This is a genomic window from Rhizorhabdus argentea, from assembly GCF_037861105.1.
Classification (GTDB): domain Bacteria; phylum Pseudomonadota; class Alphaproteobacteria; order Sphingomonadales; family Sphingomonadaceae; genus Rhizorhabdus; species Rhizorhabdus argentea.
This window is the reverse complement of sequence record NZ_JBANFK010000027.1, coordinates 1-19,057: the sequence shown is the minus strand read 5'-3', so window position 1 is coordinate 19,057 and position 19,057 is coordinate 1. Positions and strand designations below refer to the sequence as shown.

General features: G+C 63.2%; 15 protein-coding genes and 1 tRNA gene. 7 read left to right on the top strand and 9 right to left on the bottom strand.

The window, feature by feature from the left end; all coding sequences use genetic code 11:
* The first annotated feature begins 83 nt into the window (after positions 1-83).
* The 6 genes from AAC645_RS18040 (at position 84) to AAC645_RS18015 (ending at position 7,571) form a co-directional block, all read left to right on the top strand.
* Positions 84-884, top strand: a complete 801-nt coding sequence (locus AAC645_RS18040) for an HpcH/HpaI aldolase family protein (RefSeq protein WP_340317970.1) — start codon at positions 84-86, stop codon at positions 882-884.
* Between the two features lie 64 nt (positions 885-948).
* Positions 949-1,806 carry a TauD/TfdA dioxygenase family protein gene (locus tag AAC645_RS18035; RefSeq protein WP_340317969.1) on the top strand — a complete coding sequence of 286 codons (858 nt, stop codon included), beginning with the start codon at positions 949-951 and terminating at the stop codon, positions 1,804-1,806.
* Positions 1,807-1,814: 8 nt separating this feature from the next.
* Positions 1,815-2,810, top strand: a complete 996-nt coding sequence (locus AAC645_RS18030; protein WP_340317968.1) for a 2-hydroxyacid dehydrogenase — start codon at positions 1,815-1,817, stop codon at positions 2,808-2,810.
* Entirely contained in the window at positions 2,800-3,675 is an 876-nt protein-coding gene (locus AAC645_RS18025) for a kinase (protein WP_422785856.1), read from the top strand. The genes AAC645_RS18030 and AAC645_RS18025 overlap by 11 nt, the downstream gene beginning before the upstream one ends.
* A 142-nt stretch (positions 3,676-3,817) precedes the next feature.
* A complete protein-coding gene (locus tag AAC645_RS18020; protein WP_340317967.1) occupies positions 3,818-6,133 on the top strand; it encodes a TonB-dependent receptor in 2,316 nt (771 codons plus the stop codon).
* Positions 6,134-6,251: 118 nt separating this feature from the next.
* A complete protein-coding gene (locus AAC645_RS18015) occupies positions 6,252-7,571 on the top strand; it encodes an MFS transporter (protein ID WP_340317966.1) in 1,320 nt (439 codons plus the stop codon).
* Positions 7,572-7,840: 269 nt separating this feature from the next.
* On the opposite strand, the gene AAC645_RS18010 is transcribed toward AAC645_RS18015, so the two are convergent.
* From AAC645_RS18010 to AAC645_RS17980, 7 genes are all read right to left on the bottom strand, one after another.
* Positions 7,841-8,755, bottom strand: a complete 915-nt coding sequence (locus AAC645_RS18010; RefSeq protein WP_340317965.1) for a TIGR03620 family F420-dependent LLM class oxidoreductase — start codon at positions 8,753-8,755, stop codon at positions 7,841-7,843.
* 470 nt (positions 8,756-9,225) lie between these two features.
* Positions 9,226-9,301 (bottom strand) — tRNA-Lys (locus AAC645_RS18005).
* 122 nt (positions 9,302-9,423) lie between these two features.
* A complete protein-coding gene (gene rodA / locus AAC645_RS18000; protein WP_340317964.1) occupies positions 9,424-10,524 on the bottom strand; it encodes a rod shape-determining protein RodA in 1,101 nt (366 codons plus the stop codon).
* Positions 10,521-12,530, bottom strand: coding sequence for a penicillin-binding protein 2 (mrdA, locus tag AAC645_RS17995; protein ID WP_340317963.1), 2,010 nt, complete (start codon positions 12,528-12,530; stop codon positions 10,521-10,523). Before mrdA ends, rodA begins: the two co-directional genes overlap by 4 nt.
* A complete protein-coding gene (locus tag AAC645_RS17990; RefSeq protein WP_340317962.1) occupies positions 12,527-13,039 on the bottom strand; it encodes a rod shape-determining protein MreD in 513 nt (170 codons plus the stop codon). The genes mrdA and AAC645_RS17990 overlap by 4 nt, the downstream gene beginning before the upstream one ends.
* Positions 13,036-13,911 carry a rod shape-determining protein MreC gene (gene mreC / locus AAC645_RS17985; protein WP_340317961.1) on the bottom strand — a complete coding sequence of 292 codons (876 nt, stop codon included), beginning with the start codon at positions 13,909-13,911 and terminating at the stop codon, positions 13,036-13,038. Before mreC ends, AAC645_RS17990 begins: the two co-directional genes overlap by 4 nt.
* Positions 13,912-13,927: 16 nt before the next feature.
* Positions 13,928-14,968: a rod shape-determining protein gene (locus AAC645_RS17980; protein ID WP_340317960.1), complete on the bottom strand. Its 1,041-nt coding sequence runs from the start codon at positions 14,966-14,968 to the stop codon at positions 13,928-13,930.
* Between the two features lie 127 nt (positions 14,969-15,095).
* On the opposite strand from AAC645_RS17980, the gene mutL reads away from it, so the two are divergent.
* Complete coding sequence (gene mutL, locus AAC645_RS17975) at positions 15,096-16,865, top strand: DNA mismatch repair endonuclease MutL (protein ID WP_340317959.1); 1,770 nt, start codon at positions 15,096-15,098, stop codon at positions 16,863-16,865.
* A gap of 38 nt (positions 16,866-16,903) precedes the next feature.
* On the opposite strand, the gene AAC645_RS17970 is transcribed toward mutL, so the two are convergent.
* The gene (locus AAC645_RS17970) at positions 16,904-18,217 is read right to left on the bottom strand and encodes a L,D-transpeptidase scaffold domain-containing protein (RefSeq protein WP_340317958.1); all 1,314 of its coding nucleotides are present in this window, start codon (positions 18,215-18,217) and stop codon (positions 16,904-16,906) included.
* 17 nt (positions 18,218-18,234) lie between these two features.
* Positions 18,235-18,495, bottom strand: coding sequence for a hypothetical protein (locus AAC645_RS17965; RefSeq protein ID WP_340317957.1), 261 nt, complete (start codon positions 18,493-18,495; stop codon positions 18,235-18,237).
* Positions 18,496-19,057: the final 562 nt, after the last annotated feature.

Here is a 19,057-nt window from a genome sequence, read left to right as displayed (position 1 = left end):
CGATAGACAGTTGCAGTACTCGTGTACAGTCTGTCGCACCGTTCATGCTGCTGATCGTATATGATTATTTTAGGAGAGCAGAAATGCCTGTCAAAGCACGAGCAAGGTTCGTCGAGCTCATCAAGCTGGGGCACATACCGCTGGGGGTTTACCTGACATCGGTAGATGCAGCGACCACGGAGGTCTTTGCAGCGGCAGGATATGACTTCGTCATCATCGATTGCGAGCACGGCCCCCACGACAATGCCAGCGCACTGGGGCATATTCGTGCGGCGGAGGCCGGTGGAGTGATCCCGCTCGTGCGGGTGCTTGAAAATTCACCGACCCTGATTCAGGCCTCGCTCGATCTTGGCGCCCACGGCGTCATCGTTCCGAAGGTGGAAAACGCTGCACACGCCCGCACGGCCGTTTCAGCCAGCCTTTACGCTCCCAAAGGATTCCGCGGCATGTGCAACGGCTGTCACGCCGCGGGCTATTGCGGGCTCGATGACTGGGCGGAGCATCAGTGCCAGTCCGATGAGAACGTCGTCATATTCCCGCTGATCGAGACGGTCCGCGGCGTCGAGAATATCGAAGAGATCCTCGATGTGCCGGGCATCGAGTTCGTCTTCTTCGGGCCTGGCGATCTTTCCAACGACATGGGCGTCAACCTCGTCAGGGAGCCCGAGAAATTGATGCCGGCTTGGCACAAGGTGAAGGATGCGGCGCGGGCGCGCGGGAAATATGTCGTGTCGGTGGGGGCCTTCGGCTTCGAAGATGCCGATATCTACGCCGGCGTCATGGACTTGATGATGCTGCGTGCCACTGCGGCAGAGGCCGCGAAGAAGCATCGCGCCTTTGTCGCCTCTCGCGGCGAGAGTCGTCAACAAGCGGCTATGGCATAATCGATCGAGCCAACCTGGCCATGTGCGGGGTCCGCCAGCATCATCCTCCAAGGCAGTAAAGTTTATGTCCTATCATTTGAACTGGAAGAAGCTCGCGCCCTTCGGCGTCGAAGTTCACGACATCGATCTGTCGCAGCGGCTTCCCGAAGACACCGCATATGCACTGCGCAGGCTGTACGAGGAGAATCACCTCCTCGTATTCCGTAATCAAAATATGTCACTCGCCGAGCAAAGAGAGGCGGCTGGGATGTTCGGACATGTTTTCCCGATGGAAGAAGGTGTCCATTACATCTCTAATGTACGCAAGGACGGCTATCTGGGCGGTCTCGAGATCAAGTTTCACTCGGATCTGGCATATTGCGAGTTCCCGATCGACGGCATAATGCTTCACGCGATCGAGGTCGATAGCGGCAAGACGTCCACCCAATTCGTCGACATCATGGATGCCTGGCGAACGCTACCTGGAGATCTCAAGGACCGAGCGCAGGACATGCGCGCCGTCCAGATGTTCGTCCATGGACCGCAGGACAATCGCTATGGCGTGGATACGACGTTGCCGCACTGGTCGCATCGCGTTGCGCGCCCCCATCCGCGGATGGGCGAGTTGTGCCTCTACGTGATGGAGGAATCGACGCGGATGATCGGCGATCTGGCCGAGCAGGAGGGGCGGGCGCTCATTCGCGCGCTGTGCGACCACATCACCCGGCCCGAGACGGTGTACGAGCATATCTGGCATATGGGAGACGTCGTGCTGTGGGACAATCTGGCCTGCCAGCATGCCCGCGGCGCGCTTAATTCCAACGTCCCCAGGACGCTTCAACGCCAGACGCTCGGCTCGCTTACGTTCAAGCAACAATATGCGCATCTCGGCCCCGACGGCCTGGCGGCGGTTATCTCCCGCCTCGGCAGTGAGCCGGGTTGAGACCGGTCGTGGACTTCGTCTCCCATGGTCCCGCGAAAAGGCGGCCGCAACTGCTCGTGACGCGGCGGCTGCCTTCCGCTGTGGAGCAGCATCTACGGGCGCAGTTCGACGTGCAGCTGAACGAACAGGACGCGCCCCTGTCGCGGAACGGGCTCCGCGATGCGATGACACGCTATGATGCGATCTGCCCGACGATCACCGACCGCTTTGATGCCGAGCTGATCGCCACGCCGGGCGCAACGGTGCGTCTGCTCGCCAATTTCGGCGCCGGCTTCGAACATATCGATCTGGCTGCGGCAGAGCGGGCGGGCATCATCGTAACCAATACGCCCGATGCGTTGAGCGAGGCCACCGCCGATCTTGCCGTGATGCTGATCCTGATGGCCGCGCGCCGCGCCGGCGAGGGCGAGCGGGAACTGCGCGCAGGACGGTGGGCCGGGTGGCGGCCGACCCACATGATGGGGCAGGGCGTGTCCGGCAAGACGCTCGGTCTGGTGGGATTCGGCAGGATCGCGCAGGCCACCGCCGCGCGCGCAGCCGCGTTCGGGATGCGCATCCGCTATCATAGCCGCCGGCCGGCACCCGTCGAAACCGAGGCGGCGCTCGCGGCAAGCCGCGCCCCTTCGCTCGAGGTGCTGGCGGAAGAAGCGGATATCCTCTCGCTCCATGTGCCTGGCGGCAGCGAGACCTTCCACCTGGTCGATGAACGCCTGCTCGCGCGCATGAAGCCGAGTGCTATCCTGATCAACACCGCACGAGGTTCTATTGTCGACGAAGCGGCGCTCGCCGCCGCACTCCGGTCGAACCGGCTGGCCGCCGCCGCGCTCGACGTGTTCGAGCGCGAGCCCGCGATCCACCCGGAACTGGCGATGCTCGAGAATGTGGTGCTGCTGCCCCATCTGGGCAGCGCGACCGTCGAGACGCGAACGGCGATGGGCATGCAGGCGGCCGCCAATCTCGAAGCTTTCTTTGCTGGCCGCGAGCCACCCAATCGTGTCGCCTGAGCCCCGCCGCGTGCTGGATGCCGCACTGGCGGCGATCAGCCAGACGCTGGCGCGCGATGGCGTGCGACGGCCATTGGTGATCGGCCTGTGCGGGGCGCAGGGCAGCGGCAAGTCCACGCTGGCCGCCCGTCTGGCAAGCGGTTGTGAAGATGATGGCATTTCCACAGCGATACTCTCGATCGATGATCTTTACAGGACCAGAGCGGAGCGCGAGGTTCTCGCCCGGCAGGTGCACCCGCTGCTCCGCACCAGGGGTGTGCCGGGCACGCACGACATCGACCTTGGCTTGAGCCTGTTCGAGAGTCTCGATCGTGGCCGAGCCGTCGCGCTTCCCCGCTTCGACAAGGCCGCGGACGATCGCGCTGCGAAAGCGTGCTGGGGCAGGGCGGCCGCCAATACCGACGTGCTCATCTTCGAGGGCTGGTGCGTCGGCGCACGGCCGGAACCGCCAGCGGCACTCGCACAACCTGTCAATGCGCTCGAGCGCGACGAGGATCCGGACGGCATCTGGCGCCGCTTCGTCAACGAGGCCCTGGCCGGTGCGTATCAGAAGCTGTTCGCGCGTATCGACCTGCTGCTGCTGCTTGCTGCGCCGAGCTTCGCAATCGTCCGGGACTGGCGCATCGAACAGGAGCGGGATCTCCGAGCCAGCGCAGCTGTCGATGCAAAGGGAGTGATGTCGGACGCAGACGTGTCCCGCTTCGTCCAGCACTACGAGCGGTTGACGCGGCACATCCTCGTGGAGATGCCCGCGCGGGCCGATCTCGTGGCGATGCTCGGCGAAGATCGGCGCCCGCTTAACATCATCCAAGAAAAGGGTAGGGTCCGCTGCGAGCAAGGTAAGGGCGGTGCCCATCCAGTATGACCGATCCATATTATTTAATATGGTTCAAGTTAAACCATCAGATGTACCGATAAACTTATTAATACAAGGTCGTTGCATAGCTCAGCAGTGCCTTATTATTATTAACTAATACTAACATTTGAATCAGCGATAGGGGATGTAGATGAACCGGTCATTACTCGCACATTGTAGCATAATCACGCTCGCCGCCATCGCCATTCCGGCCCATGCTCAGACTGGCGTGGCGGAAGCGCCGACGGATGACATCATCGTTACGGCGCGTAAGCGCGACGAAACGTCACTCGCTGTGCCCTTGGCGATTTCCGCTGTCGGCGGAGCTGAGCTGGCCCGCAGAGGCATCACCAAGCTTGACGATCTGGGCAAGGTCGTCCCCCAGCTCCAGATCGGCGAGAGCAATGGCGGCATCCAGGGCGGGACGATTACGCTGCGCGGAATCGGCTCTGGAGACACTAGCGGCCTTGTCGAGCAGGCGGTATCGTTCGTGATCGATGGCGCGCCGGTTCAGCGCGTGTCCGTCCGACGGATGAGCGAACTGGACATCCAGCAGATCGAGGTCCTGAAAGGCCCCCAGGCGCTCTTCTACGGAAAAAACAGCCCCGGTGGCATCATTTCCATCCGTACGGCCGATCCCACCGAGGATCTCGCCGCCGGCCTTCGTGCGAGCTACGGGTTTAACGCCCGGGAAGCCAAGGTCAGTGGCTTCGTGGCTGGCCCGATCACCGGCAACCTCGGCATTCGCGGAGCATTTTACGGCTCGCGCGTGGGCGGCGACCAGCGCAACACGGTTCCAAAGTCCAACCCACTTCGGTCTCGCGGCCACCTGCCTTACGATCGCGAATATGGCGGGCGGATCACTCTCAAATGGGAGCCGACCCCGGAATTCGATGCGCGCTTCAAATTCAACTACGGTCGCACTCGTAATGAAGGCGTCCTGCAGAATGCTCAACTCGTATTCTGCGCCCTGGGTTCGGTGAACCAATTCAACATCCCGGAGGCAGATTGCACTCCCGATGACAGGATTTATAACCTGGATACCGGCACCGTGGCAACCAGTCGCCAATATCGGTTCGGAAACGGCAAGAATGATTTCCTCCAGCATCAGATCCTTACATCGCTTGAGCTGGGCTATAAACCGACAGATCAATTATCACTGACGTCTATTACGAGTCTCTACAAGGTAAACTTTGATTATCACGAAACGGTTTCACTGAACGGCTTGATCGTTGCCACGGGCGTCGATATTCGTGACTTCGGCCAGGAGCTAAGACTCCAATCCGATTTCGACATGCCGGTAAACTTCACTCTGGGAGGTTATTACGCCAATACAAAGGGAGATGCCTTTAGTGATGTCTTTGTGGGAGCTGTATCATCTATTGGGCAGGATACCTTCGTCAAAGGCGAGTCCTACTCGGTCTTCGCTCAAGGCACTTGGAACATTCTTCAGACGCTCGAGCTTGCCGGCGGTGCGCGTTATTCGCACGAGCACAAATCTGCGAAGGTGTTCGGCCGGCGCGACCCAGGCATCTTCGATGTTCCTGTGCGGGTGACGCCGAGCGAGCGTTCGTTCCACAACATCTCGCCGGAAGCGACCTTGACGTGGCGACCAACCCGTAACTTCACCTTGTACGGCGGCTACCGTCAGGGCTTCCTTTCCGGCGGTTTCAGCGCGGCGCCGACTGCCGCGCTCGACCGCTCCTATAATCAGCAAAAAACGAAGGGCTTCGAAGGCGGATTGAAAGCACTTCTCTTCGACAACAGCCTGCGCTTCAATCTCGCGGCCTATCGCTATGTCACCACCGGCCTGCAGGTGTCGATAGGCTTCACCGACCCGCAAGGTGTGGTTTCCCTTCAGACGGTAAACGCCGGCAAATCGACATCGGAAGGGCTTGAAGCCGATTTCAGCTGGAAGACTCCGGCCGAGGGACTGTCGCTGCACAGCGCGCTCGCTTACAATCGGTCACGCTACAACAAGTTCACCGCATTGTGCTATCGCGGACAGACCCCGGCGCAGGGATGCAACCTGGTCCAGAATGCCAGCGGCGCGTTCACGCTCCAGGACCTCAAGGGTCAGCAGGTCGTGCGTGCCCCCGACTGGGTGGTCAACTTCGGAGCCAATTACGAGATGCCCCTGTCGCAGGCGCTCAAGCTGGCGATATCCGGCGACGCCGCATATTCCGATAACTTCTTTACCGAAAGCCGCAATATCCCCGGCAGTTTGCAACCGTCCTACTGGCAAGTCGACGCTGGTGTTCGCCTGATCCAAGAAGGGCAAGGCTGGGAGCTTGCTCTGCTCGGCAAGAACCTTACAAATGAGTATTTCTTCATTCGGACGTCGGAGGCAAGCGGGACCGGAACCGTCGCCGGACGGCCGACAGGCACTGTGTCCGATCTGATCGGCGCGGTGAACAGAGGCCGGGAGGTTGTGCTGCAAGCCAGCGTCAAATTCGGTTCGCGATGATGGCTGGATCACTGCCGGAGCCGGGCTTCGGCAGTGATCCAGGACAAAAGAACGCCATTCCCGGACCAAGCTGGGGCGGCGGCATGGGTGGGCCTTGGCATCTAGGGAAGCTCGGCATTTGAGCACGCGCAATGAGCATGATGGTGTGCCATCTTATTCCAGGCGGCAAGCTTCGGCGCTTCTTGCTGTGCTGGTCGTTGCGTATATCGTCGCCTTTCTGGATCGACAGATCATCGCCCTGCTGATCGATACGATCAAGGCCGAGCTCAAGATCAACGATGTCGAGATTTCGCTCCTTCAAGGCTTGGCCTTCGCGCTGGCTTTCTGTCTGGCGACCTTGCCGGTGGGCTGGCTGGTCGATCGATACAGCCGCCGCCTTGTTCTTGTAGCCGGGATCCTGATCTGGAGTGTGGGAACCGCGCTATGCGGGCTCGCCGGCAGTTTTGGCCTGCTTTTCGCGGCGCGCATGGTGGTAGGATTGGGAGAGGCATTTCTATCTCCGGCCGCTTACTCGATGATCATCGATGCGTTTCCCCGCGACCGCATTGTTCGGGCCCTTTCGATATACACCATGGCAGGAACATTGGGAATCGGCGCCGCCTTCCTGTCGGGCAGCGCGGTCATGAGGATGATCGGCGCAATGCCATCGCTCGCGATCGGCCTGCCTACATGGCAGGCGGCGTTCCTGCTGGTCAGCATCCCCGGGTTCTTCACGGTCCTGCTGCTTTTGCTCGTCAAGGAGCCCCCCAGGAACGGCAGCGATCTAAAAGATGCGGCACCTTTTTTGGAAGTGGTTCGCTTCCTCCTCCGCAACTGGAGAAGCTTCCTACCGATCTTCATGTGCTCTGGACTGCTGGGCATTGCCTATTTCGCCGGGTTCAGCTGGTACGCAGCCCATCTCGGTCGTGTGCACGGAATCGCGCCTCAGTCAGCCGGGAGTCTGCTCGGTACATTATATCTCTGCACCTGCACGATCGGCACCGCGTTGGGTGTCGCCTTTTCGGAATATCTTCAGCGTCAGGGCAGGATGGATGCGCCGCTTCGGACGGTGTTCTTCATCTCCCTGATCGCCGCTGCAGCGAGCGGCTACGCCGCGGTTGATAATCTCTATCTGTCGCTTGCATTGCTCGTGATCCAGTCATTGGCGCTCGGATCATTTTTCGGCAATTGTGTTGCGGCGCTGCAAATCATTACGCCCGCCCGGATGCGTGGCGCCAATTCGGCCGCGTTCGCGCTCTGGAATGCGCTCGTATCGCTTGCCGTTGGGCCGACGATCATTGGCGCCCTCTCTGACCGGGTCTTTCCCGATCGCGCCGACGGTCTGGGCATCAGTGTGGCGATCGTCTGCGTGACGTGCGCGTCGATCTCGGCGGTGATCGCAGGCAAAGGTCTTGCGAGCTTTGCGAGAAGCGCGACGGCATTCCAGCGCCAGGCATAGGCGCAGGTCGCGCGCCCCCCGCATCCCCCGACGCTCACGCCAACACGTCGACCACGAGGTCCGCCGGTTGGGCTGTGGTACCAGTCGCCAGCCATGGGTCAGGCATCGCGCCTTCGCCGCGGACGTGATAGAAAGCACTTGAATGCCTTCCATCACGCCGTGACGATTGGGAATTTGGAGCGGAAATCGTCATTGACGATTAGCCGCTCCAGAATGAGCCGTTAACTCGCAGGGACATCGGACGTCCCCACGGATCGTTCGCTGCGGCCTCAGCGGTTCGGAGCAAGCAACTCGATGATGCGCATATCGGTGCAGTTGTCGGGTCCCACCGCCTTGAAGCAGACATGATCCGCGCCGGCGTCGAGGTGGTCCTGGATCCGTTTCCTGAGCGCCGCTTCGTCGCCCCATGCGACTATGGAATCGACGAGGTGGTCGGAGCCGCCATTGGCAAACTCTTCATCGGTGAACCCCATCGCCCGCCATGAGTTCAGGTAGTTGTCCAGCCCGAAATACAATTTCAGTTCCGCTCGGGCTATGCTGCGCGCCTTCTGCGGATCGGTTTCTAGGATCAACTTCTGTTCCACGCAGAGCAGTTTGCCGGGACCGAGGATTTCCCGCGCTCGCGCGGTATGATCCGGGTTCACGTTGAAACTATGCGCTCCATCGGCAGCATCGCGTGACAGTTCCAGCATCTTGCCCCGCAGCGCGGCCAGCACGATGGGTGTCTTTTCCGCCGGCGGTGCGGCGTAATAGGGTGCCTTCGCGATGCCTTCCAGATAGGAGCGCATGGCGGCTATGGGCTTTGAGTAATCATGCCCCCGCACCCCTTCGACTACCTGGGGGTGCGATACGCCGAGTCCCAGGATGAAGCGGCCGTCCGACATCTCGTTCAGCGCGTTGGCGGCCATGGCGGAGGCTACCGCATCGCGTGAATAGATCGACGATATGCCCGTGGCGAGGATCAGCTTTTGCGTGTTCGCCAGCAACAATGAGGAGGTGATAAAGATATCGCGGCCAAATGCGTCGGGCATCCAGAGGGCGGAGTAGCCCAGTGCGTCCACGCGATGCGCGAATTTGGCGAGGCGCCGCGCAGTAGCTCGACCGAGAGCGGCCGATCCTTCGTTCTCGAAAAAACCGATGGGGCCGTCGAGGGATGCCCAAATACCTATTTTCCCCAAATTCATGCTGTCTTCTCCTGTTCAATGCGTTGCGCCAGCACTTCGCTAGACGCCTCCCTAACTGCCAAATCACATTGCCTATAGTCTCTTTGTTCTACTACGCGGCTCGGTGCCCCAGCAGTGCGGCTTCGAAGCTTCGGATTGGAGCAGCGGCGGGAGCGACCGCCTGGTCGATGCCATCGTTGCCTGGGACGACGCGGCGGCGATCAAGGAACGGGTCGAAGCATTCGCCAAGGCCGGCGCATCCCGGGTCGTCCTCAATCCAATTTCCGCAGCCAGCCGGGTGCCGACGGGAAGACCCCTGCCGGAGCGGCGGAGGATTGCGACCGATTGCCGGACCTCGCGTCGGCGCTGTCCTAGGCCGCAGCCTATCCCATTCCAGAAATCTCTCTCTGGAACCAAGCAGGCTCGTCCTACACTGGGCGCACCTAGCCGGAGCGTCCGCACGGTCCATGGAATATGAATGTTGAAAGGATTGGTGGACGCACTTGGGCTCGAACCAAGGACCCGCTGATTAAGAGTCAGCTGCTCTACCAACTGAGCTATGCGTCCACATATCCGACTGTCGGGTGTTGGCTTCCCGTCGTGGAGGCGCGCCCTTAGCATCGGGTCGGGCGCGATGTAAACCGCCTAGGCGCGATAATTTTGCAGTGGCGCGATTTCCTGCTGTCGGGTCATGCGGGGCGGGATGAGCGGTCTATCGCCATCAGCATCCCGAGGCAGATCAACACCGTCATCATCGCCGATCCGCCGAACGACACCAGCGGCAGCGGGATGCCCACCACCGGCGCGAGCCCCATCACCATCATCAGGTTGATCGCGACATAGAAGAAGATCGTCGTGGCCAGCCCGGCCGCGGTCAGTCGGGCGAAGCGCGAACGCGCGCGGCCGGCGACGCGCATCCCCCAGCGGATGACCAGCATGAATGCCAGGATCAGGAACACGCCGCCGACAAGACCCCATTCCTCGGCCATCGTTGCGAAAACGAAGTCGGTGTGGCGCTCGGGCAGGTAATCGAGGTGGCTCTGGGTGCCGCCGAGAAACCCCTTGCCGAAGATGCCGCCGGAACCGATCGCGATCTTCGACTGGATGATGTGGTAGCCGGCGCCGAGCGGGTCGCTTTCGGGGTTCAGGAAGATCTCGATCCGGTCACGCTGGTAACCGTGCATCATCGACAGTGCGATGGGAAAGGCCGCGGCCAAGGTGAGTCCCGCTCCCGCAAACAAGCGTATAGGCAATCCCGCGAGGAAGGCGACGGTGATCCCGCCTGCGCAGATCATCAGCGCAGTACCCAGATCCGGCTGGATAAGCACGAGGCTGGCGGGAACGCCGATCAGCAGCGCGGGGGGCCAGACCGCGCTCCAGCCGCGGATCTCGCTAGCCGGCAACAGATCGTAGAAGCGCGCCACCGCCAGCACGATCACCGGCTTCATCAGTTCGGAAGGCTGCAGCCGGATGAAACCCAGATCCAGCCAGCGCCGACTGCCGCCGCCGACGAAGCCGAAGAGTTCGACGAGCAGCAACAGGGTCACCAGCAGCATATAGGTCGGCAGCGCAGCGCGTTTGAGCCGGTCCTCGCCGGCCCATGAAATGACCACCGCAAGCCCGATGAACATGCAGAAACGGATGCCCTGCGACATCGCCCAGGGTGTCAGGCTGCCGCCCGCCGCAGAATAAAGCACGACAAGACCGAAACAACCGATGGCGACGATCAGCGAGAGCACCCTCCAGGGTATGTGCTGAAGCGGCGCGGGGACGATCGAATCCCGGCTCATTCGGGGTCGCGCTCCTGGTCTTCCGCACTGGTAGGCGGGGGAGGCGATACGCGGGCGGGGTCGCCGACCGGCGAAGCCTGGTCCACCGACGGATCATTGCGATGCGCCCAGGCATCCGCCTTCCTGGCCATGCGCGCCTCGATCGTCCCGCCCCAGCTCTCCTCGAGCGTAGCGAGCCGGTCCTCGGCGCGCTTCGGATCGTAGAGATAGGTGATCAGGTCGCGTGCGATCGGCGCGCCGGCCGCGCCATGCAGGCCATGCTCAATGACTACCGACACGGCATAACGCGGTGCCTGAACCGGCGCGAATCCGACGAACAGCCCGTGGTCGCGATATTTCCACGGCATCCCTTCGGTGCCGGTCAGCCCCGCCCGGCGCATCGCCATCGAGATGCGCCGGACCTGCGCGGTGCCGGTCTTTCCGCCCATCAGCTCGCCGCCGGGCAGATTCAGGCGCCCGGACCCGCCGGTGCCCATGCCGCTGTTGATCACGTCGCTCATCGCCTGGCGGACCAGATCGAGATGCTCTGGCGACACGTCGAGCGCGCCGCCCTGCGGGCCATAGCGTTTGTTGACGATCATCCGCGGCACGAGCGCCGCACCGCTTGCGATCCGCGCTGCCATCACCGCGAGTTGGAGGGGATTGGCGAGCATATAGCCCTGACCGATCGTTGCATTGAGCGTGTCGGCGGTCGTCCAGCGCGCGCCCTTGTAGCGCCGCGCTTTCCATTCGGTATCCGGAACCGTGCCATAGCGCTGCGACGGCATCGGCAGATCATATTCCTCGCCCAGGCCGAGTTGGCGCGCCATCGCCGCGATCCGGTCGATCCCGATCAGCCGCGACATCGTGTAGAAATAGATGTCGCAGCTCGATGCGATCGCACGATGCATGTCGACGCTGCCGTGGCCGCCATGGCGCCAGCAGTGGAAATAGCTGCTGCCCAACCGGTAGCGTCCGGTGCAGACCACGGCCTGGTTGGGATCGACGCCGGCTTCGAGCAGGGCGAGCGCGACCATCGGCTTGACCGTGGATCCGGGCGGATAGAGCCCCTGCATCACCTTGTTGGTCAGCGGGAGGTGGTCGTCGTTGGAGAGTTGGCCCCACTCGGCGTGGCTGATCCCGTCGGAAAAGCTGTTCGGGTCATAGGCGGGCATGGACGCCATCGCCAGGATGCCGCCGGTATGTGTGTCGATCACGACGGCGGACGCGCTTTCGGGGCCGAGCCGGCTCGCCGCGTAACGCTGTAGCCCGGCATCGATCGTCAGCTGGAGGGCGTTGCCTACCACTTCGGGCCGGGTGGTCAGCTCGCGGACCACCTTGCCATGCGCGGTGACCTCGCTCCGCTTGGCGCCAGGCTTGCCTTGGAGCCATTTTTCCATAGTTCTTTCAAGACCTTCCTTGCCGATCTTGAACCCTGGCGTAATCAATAGCGGATCATGAGTCTTGTCGTAATCGGCAGCCGAGGCCGGGCCGACATAGCCGACCAGATGCGCGACCGCCGACCCCGCGGGATAATAGCGCCCATAGCCGCTGGCGGGCGCAACGCCGGGCAGGGAGGACTGACGCACGCTGACCGCGGCGAAGCGCTCGTAATCAATGTTTTCGGCGACCGCCACCGGCTGATAGCCCCGCGCCTTGGCGAGATCGGCGCGGATACGATCGAGATCGTCGGCGCTCAAGGCAAGCAGCTGCTGGAGCTGGCCGAGCACCGCCTTGGAATGCTTCAGCTGATCGGGAATGATGTCGACGCGGAAAGTAGTGCGATTGATCGCGATCGGCTTGCCGGCCCGGTCGATGATCCAGCCACGCCGAGGCGGCACCAGCGTCAGCTGGACCCGATTGCTTTCCGAGAGCGTGGTATAGCGCTCGTTCTGCGCGACCGAGAGCCAGGCCATGCGAGCGGCGAGCAAGCCACCGACGGTCGCCTGGGCTCCTCCCAGCACGAAAGCCCGACGGGTGAAGGAGAAGGTCTGGCTCTGCTCGTTGATGATGCGAACCCGCTTCATCGCCTGAGCCGCCATCGATCGAGCGTCGCCGTCAGGCGCAGGATGGCCGGGAACAGCAGGATCGCGCCGACTAGCTGCGGTATAACTGTCGTAATCGGTGTGTGGCTATCGAGCGGCTGCGAAACCGCCCAGGCGCCGATGTCGATCGCGACGATGCCGATCGCGGCTATCAGCCATTCCATCCACCAGTCGCGCCAGACCAGATTGTGGTCGACCCAGTCGAGCACCAGGAGCGCGATAGTCCATAATATCATCGACGTACCGAGATAATGGCCGCTGATCAGATCGTCGGCGAGGCCCAGCGGCAGACCTGCCCACGCCGCCCACATCTCCTGGCGGAGCAGGCGCCATGCGAGCAGCATCATGAGGCCGAAAGGCGGCAGGAACGGCTCTGTTGCGATCACCGGCAGCAGCCCCATCGCCGAGCCGAGCAGGATCGATCCGACCGGTACGGCGATCGTCCGGAACGGCGGCTTCACCACATAGACGTTCTCGCGTGCGGAGTTCATGGCTTCGGCTGTGCCGGCGGTTCCATGACCGGCGCCTGGAAGATTGGATAGACGACCGCGAAATCGGCGCGCGCCGGATCGGCCAGCGGACGGGCGATGGCGCGATCGCTATGGACTTCGACGACTACGGCAACCGGCACATTCGGCGCATAGACTCCACCTGTTCCGGACGTCACCGCGAGGTCGCCGCGCCGGAACGGCCTGCCGCCGGCGATGAGGCTGCGGATCTCCATGGTGCCGTCGCCCTGGCCCGTTGCCAGCGCGGCGATGTTGTTTCTCGTCATGCGAACGGGAACGGCGGTTTCGCCATCGGTAAGCAGCAGCACGCGCGAGGCGAAGAGACCCGTTTCGAAAACGCGGCCGACAAGGCCCTCGGGTGCGCGCACAGCCATGCCTGGCCGTACGCCTTCGCCGCGGCCGGCGGCGAGCGTCGCAAACCGGCGCTGGCCGCTCGGCGTCGATCCGATCAGGCGCGCCGCCAGCATCGGGCTGGGCAGATGCTCGGTGAGCAGCGCCAGCCGCTTGAGGCGCGCATTTTCCGCCACGATCGCCTTGGCAGCGATAATCGCCCGGCGTTCGGCGGCGAGCTCGCGTTTCAACGCGCGGTTCTGCCCGCCGGCATCGATATAAGCGTCGATCTCGTCCCCCGCGTCGTACAGGCCGCGGATCGCCGCGCGGCCGACGCCGGTGAACAGTGCGCCGCCATCGATCGCGATGCCGCGCACCGTGGAAAAGGCGCGGGGATCGAACCGCGCCACCATTAGCAGCGCCAGCGCGACGATCAGGCCGATGGTCGCGATTACATAGCCCGCGAACAGGCCATATTGGACCCGGCGGGAAAAGCCCCGACGCCTATGTCGCGGCGCCGCCATTGCCGATCAGGACCGCTTAGGCAGTTTGGAGCACGCCGCGGAAGATCGGGTCTTCCAGCGCGCGTCCGGTGCCGAGCGCCACGCAGGTAAGCGGATCGTCGGCTATCGAGACGGGTAGCCCGGTTGCCTCGCGCAGCACCTCGTCGATGCCCGTGAGCAGCGCGCCGCCGCCGGTCAGGACTATGCCCTGGTCGACGATGTCTGCCGCGAGTTCGGGCTGAGTGTTCTCTAGTGCGATCCGCACGCCTTCCACGATCGCCGAGACCGGTTCGGTCAACGCTTCGGCGATTTGCGCCTGGGTGATGGTGATTTCCTTGGGAACACCGTTGACCAGGTCGCGTCCCTTGATGTGGATCGTCGCACCCTTGCCATCGGCCGGCATCTTGGCGACGCCGACTTCCTGCTTGATCCGCTCGGCGGTGGCTTCGCCGATCAGCAGGTTGTGATTGCGACGAACATAGGAGCCGATCGCCTCGTCCATCTTGTCGCCGCCGACGCGGACCGACGTCGTATAGGCCAGGCCGCGCAGCGAGAGCACCGCGACTTCGGTGGTACCGCCGCCGATGTCGACGACCATCGAGCCGATCGGCTCGGTCACCGGCATGCCCGCGCCGATCGCGGCGGCCATCGGTTCCTCGATAAGCCAGACCTGCGATGCGCCGGCGTTCGACGCGGCATCGCGGATCGCGCGGCGTTCGACCGAGGTCGAGCCCGAAGGCACGCAGATCACGATCTCCGGCCAGCGCGGGAAGCGGCGCGGGCCATGCACCTTCTGGATGAAGTGCTTGATCATCTGCTCGGCGACGTCGATGTCGGCGATGACACCGTCGCGCAGAGGGCGGATTGCTTCGATCGAACCGGGCGTCTTGCCCATCATCAGCTTGGCATCGTCGCCCACCGCGCGCACGCGCTTCACGCCATTGAGCGTTTCGATCGCAACCACCGATGGCTCGTTCAGAACGATGCCGCGGCCCCGGACGTAGACGACGGTATTCGCAGTGCCGAGATCGATCGCCATATCGTGCGACATGAACTTGAAATAACGCTGGAAGAACATGTTTTTGTCCGTTTCCTAAGCCCGTTCCAGGCCGATATGCTTGTCGCTCGCATCGCCTGATCGACGACTGGGATCTGGCCACTATCTGGGGATGCGGAAGGGCGCCGCTTGGGCTAGAGCTTGTCCTATGTCAATACGCCGCCTGCCAGAGCATCTGGTGAATCGCATAGCTGCCGGTGAAGTGGTCGAAAGACCCGCCAGCGCGCTGAAGGAACTTGTCGAGAACGCAATCGATGCAGGGTCGACGAGAATATCGATAAGCCTCTCGGAAGGCGGACTTTCTTCGATCGAAGTGACCGACAATGGCTGCGGCATGGCTCCCGCGGAGATCGCGCTTGCGCTCGAGAGGCATGCCACGTCCAAATTACCCGATGATGCCATCGAAGCTGTGACGACCCTGGGCTTCCGCGGAGAGGCGCTACCCTCGATCGGCAGTGTCGCCGACCTGACGATCGAAAGCCGGGTGCGTGGCGCCGATGGTTGGGCACGACGGATAGACCATGGCGTGCTCGTGGGCGAGGGACCTGCCGCACTGCCGCCGGGGACGCGAATCCGCGTGTCGGACCTGTTCGCCAAGGTGCCGGCACGGCGCAAATTCCTGCGGTCGGCACGGGCCGAATATGCCGCGTGCGTCGATGTCGTCAAACGGCTGGCGATGGCGCGGCCTGATATCGGCTTCTCGCTCGATCATGCCGGTCGGCGGGCCATCCTGGTATCGGCGGAGGAGGAGCGGGTCGATCGCGTCGCGGCGCTCACCGACCGTGACCTGGCGGAGAACAGCGTCGCGGTCGATTACCGGCGCGAGGCGGTGTCGCTCACCGGGGTGGCCGGCCTGCCTACCTTTCACCGCGGCGTCGCCGACCACCAGTTCCTGTTCGTCAACGGCCGACCGGTGAAGGACCGGCTACTGATCGGTGCGGTGCGGGCGGCCTACCAGGACATGCTCGCGCGCGATCGGCATCCAGTGGTGGCGCTGTTCGTCGATCTTCCCGGCGATCAGGTCGATGTCAATGTCCACCCCGCCAAGACCGAGGTGCGCTTCCGCGATCCCGGCCTGATCCGCGGCATGATCGTCGGCGGGTTGCGCGCGGCGCTCGATGCCGCCGGCCATCGCAGCGTTCAGCGGCCTTCGGCGGGCGCGCTCGGCAACTGGCAGATGGGCGGCGGTTCGCCGTCTCCCATCCCCAACGGCTTCGCCTTCCCGGCTGCGGCGGCGGCCAGCGGGCAGGGCAGCGTCTGGGATCGCGCCGTCGACTATGCCCCGCCGCCCATGGCGCGCGCAGAAACCGCCTTCGGGCTGCCGCCCCAGCACAAAGCTTATCCGATGGGGGTGGCGCGCGGCCAGGTGGCGGCGACCTATATCGTCGCCGAGGCCGAGGACGGGCTGGTGATCGTCGATCAGCATGCCGCGCACGAACGGCTGGTGCTCGAACGGATGCGCCGGGCGATGGCCGACGGTGGCGTATCGCGCCAGGCGCTGCTTCTGCCCGAGGTGGTCGAACTCGACGAATCCGGCTGCGACCGGCTCGAGGCGCGGATCGAGGAACTCGCCGAGATGGGCCTCGAACTCGAGCGCTTCGGTCCCAAGGCGATGCTCGTCCGAGCAACGCCGGCGCTGCTTGGCCAGGGCGATGCCCGCGGCCTGGTGGTCGATCTCGCCGACGAAATTGCGGCTTATGACCAGGCATTGTCGCTAAAGGAGCGGCTCGATCATGTCGCGGCCACGATGGCCTGCCATGGCTCGGTCCGCGCGGGCCGCATCCTATCCGTCGCCGAGATGAACGCGCTGCTCCGCGAGATGGAGGTTACGCCGCATTCCGGCCAGTGCAACCATGGGCGGCCGACCTGGATCAAGCTGAGTCATGGTGACATTGAAAAGCTGTTCGGGCGGAGATGAGACGGCTGGCGCGCGACGCCTATGCAGCCCTGCTGCCGCTAATGATCCCGCCCGTAAACGTCGTTGAAGAATCCGACGCCGCGCTCGGTAGGCGTGGCCGTGAAGTAGGTCAGATAGACCGGCACCGGCGCGGGAAGGGCGGCTGCCTGCTCGGGTTTCCTTGAGGCGGCGACCATCGGGCGGCCAAACAACCATCTCCCCAGTGCCGGTGCATTTTCGAGCCGGATACAGCCGTTGCTGAAATGACGATCGGTTTTTGTCAGGAGACGGCGATCAGGCGTATCGTGAAGATATATCCCCAAGTCATTGGGAAATATAAACTTCATATGCCCCATAGCATTATTGCCGCCAGGCAATTGGCGCAGCCGGACAGCCCTTCGGCCCGATGCTACCGCATCCCAATCGACCTCCGCCGGATCGAGCCTGTGCGCCGACGCGCTCCAGTCAGACAAGGCTTCGATGCGCATCGAAGCTGGCGACGCTCCCGCCAGGATTTTCGGCGCGATCCGCTTGCGCGCGAGATCGACCGGCACGTTCCAATAGGGATTGAGCACCGCGTAACGGACCATGCCCGCGAGCATCGGGGTAGGGGTCTCGGCCGTTCCGACGACGACCCGCATCATCCCCTGCGGTTTGCCCTTTTCATAGTACCAGAGTCGCGCAGAGGCGGCATCGACGACGACATGCCGGGTCCACGGACCGGGCAGAAGCCGCGCGCGATCGAGATTGAGGCGGATTCGGCGGATCGCTTCCGCGGAGTTGCCCGTCGCCATCGCCCTGGCGAGCAGGTTGCGGAAGCGCAGATAGTGGGGGCTCATCCATCCCATCGTCCCGACATACGCCTTGAGCGAGGACTGCAGTCCGGCGGCGCGAAGCACGGTATCCGCAGCCAGCGTCCTTGGCTTCAGCTCATCGTCCAGATAGGTGATCTTCACGCGACGAACGCGGCGGACGTCCGCCACATAGCGGGCGAACGCTTCGGAGAGCGCGAGTTCGGCGCGTGCACCTGCCTGTGGATCGCCGCCGCGCGCCTTTTCGATCAGGGTGCGCAGCCCGGCAGCGTCATAGGAAGAGGGCTTCAACCCGTCACGATCGGCGGTTTCGAGATATTCGAGCAGCAAATCCGCCTCCGGGCCGATAGTGCCGCTGGAGGCCCATAATGGCCAAAAGCCTCGGCTCGCGTAGAAGCGTTTGATCCGGCCGGCCGCCCGATCGCGGATCGCGGCGGCAACCTGCCGCGCCTTGGTCGACGTTGCAGCCGATCGCGCCGTCGGCGCGGTGGCCGGCGCCGGAAGGCTGCAACTGAAGCCGAGCGCGATTGCGATGAGGCGGGGGACGCTCGGACCGAACATCCCCCGGCGGCTGGCGATCAGCCGCGTTCTCCGCGACGCGTCGGCGCGGGCGGCGGTGGCGGTGGTGCGGGTACGAAGTTAGGATGGTAGATCCCGTCAGCCGAATAATAGCCATCGACGATACCGTCGCCATCGCGGTCAGCGGCGACACTGCCGGTTACGGCGCCGGGCGGTGGCGGTGGCGGCGCGGCGGCTGCTACCTCCGGTTCTTTGGTGCTGGCGCAGGCAGTGAGTGCGAGCGCGCCTGCCATGGCCAATGCGATAATATGAATGCGCATATGCATCCTCCCAAGCGTTGGATGTCTGCCGTTCGGCGTTGGTCACGCCGCGACAGGCATGCCAATGGAATAGCCGGGCGGCGCTTAGCTGGAAGATGAACAGCGGCTTGCAAGTTCGGTGAACGGTGGCGATCACAGGCTGATCGGCAGGATTATGTCTCCGTGAATTCACAAGCAGCGGGCAGGGGGATATAGGGCGGCGATGACGCGACCTGCTCATATCGCCGGGGTGACCGTCCGCGCCTTTTTTGCGGGCTGCGATTTCTATTCAGACACATCGGCCTGCCATGACTTGAATGCGAGCGCGGCGTACCAAGGTGCAGCGTCGCTCGTGGTCGCGAAGTCGCAATGCAGGGTACGGTCAGGTTCTGATGTCGTGCAATCGGATCGGCGGATGGCGGCGGCCGGACATTGGGCCTTGCCGGGGCTCGTCACTGTCGAGGGGCATTTGTATCACAGAGATCCGGTAGGAGGATAAGATGCAGAATTGGATCCGAATGACGGCGGCGCATGATGCCGTCATTCCAGCATCCGCAGAAGACGCATGGGAGTTGCTTACCGA

Coding starts and splice junctions, on each gene's coding strand:
- AAC645_RS18040 (WP_340317970.1), top strand. CDS start 84: ATGCCTGTCAAAGCACGAGCAAGGTTCGTCGAGCTCATCAAGCTGGGG.
- AAC645_RS18035 (WP_340317969.1), top strand. CDS start 949: ATGTCCTATCATTTGAACTGGAAGAAGCTCGCGCCCTTCGGCGTCGAA.
- AAC645_RS18020 (WP_340317967.1), top strand. CDS start 3,818: ATGAACCGGTCATTACTCGCACATTGTAGCATAATCACGCTCGCCGCC.
- AAC645_RS18010 (WP_340317965.1), bottom strand. CDS start 8,755: ATGAATTTGGGGAAAATAGGTATTTGGGCATCCCTCGACGGCCCCATC.
- rodA (WP_340317964.1), bottom strand. CDS start 10,524: ATGAGCCGGGATTCGATCGTCCCCGCGCCGCTTCAGCACATACCCTGG.
- mrdA (WP_340317963.1), bottom strand. CDS start 12,530: ATGAAGCGGGTTCGCATCATCAACGAGCAGAGCCAGACCTTCTCCTTC.
- AAC645_RS17990 (WP_340317962.1), bottom strand. CDS start 13,039: ATGAACTCCGCACGCGAGAACGTCTATGTGGTGAAGCCGCCGTTCCGG.
- mreC (WP_340317961.1), bottom strand. CDS start 13,911: ATGGCGGCGCCGCGACATAGGCGTCGGGGCTTTTCCCGCCGGGTCCAA.
- AAC645_RS17980 (WP_340317960.1), bottom strand. CDS start 14,968: ATGTTCTTCCAGCGTTATTTCAAGTTCATGTCGCACGATATGGCGATC.
- mutL (WP_340317959.1), top strand. CDS start 15,096: ATGTCAATACGCCGCCTGCCAGAGCATCTGGTGAATCGCATAGCTGCC.
- AAC645_RS17970 (WP_340317958.1), bottom strand. CDS start 18,217: ATGTTCGGTCCGAGCGTCCCCCGCCTCATCGCAATCGCGCTCGGCTTC.
- AAC645_RS17965 (WP_340317957.1), bottom strand. CDS start 18,495: ATGCGCATTCATATTATCGCATTGGCCATGGCAGGCGCGCTCGCACTC.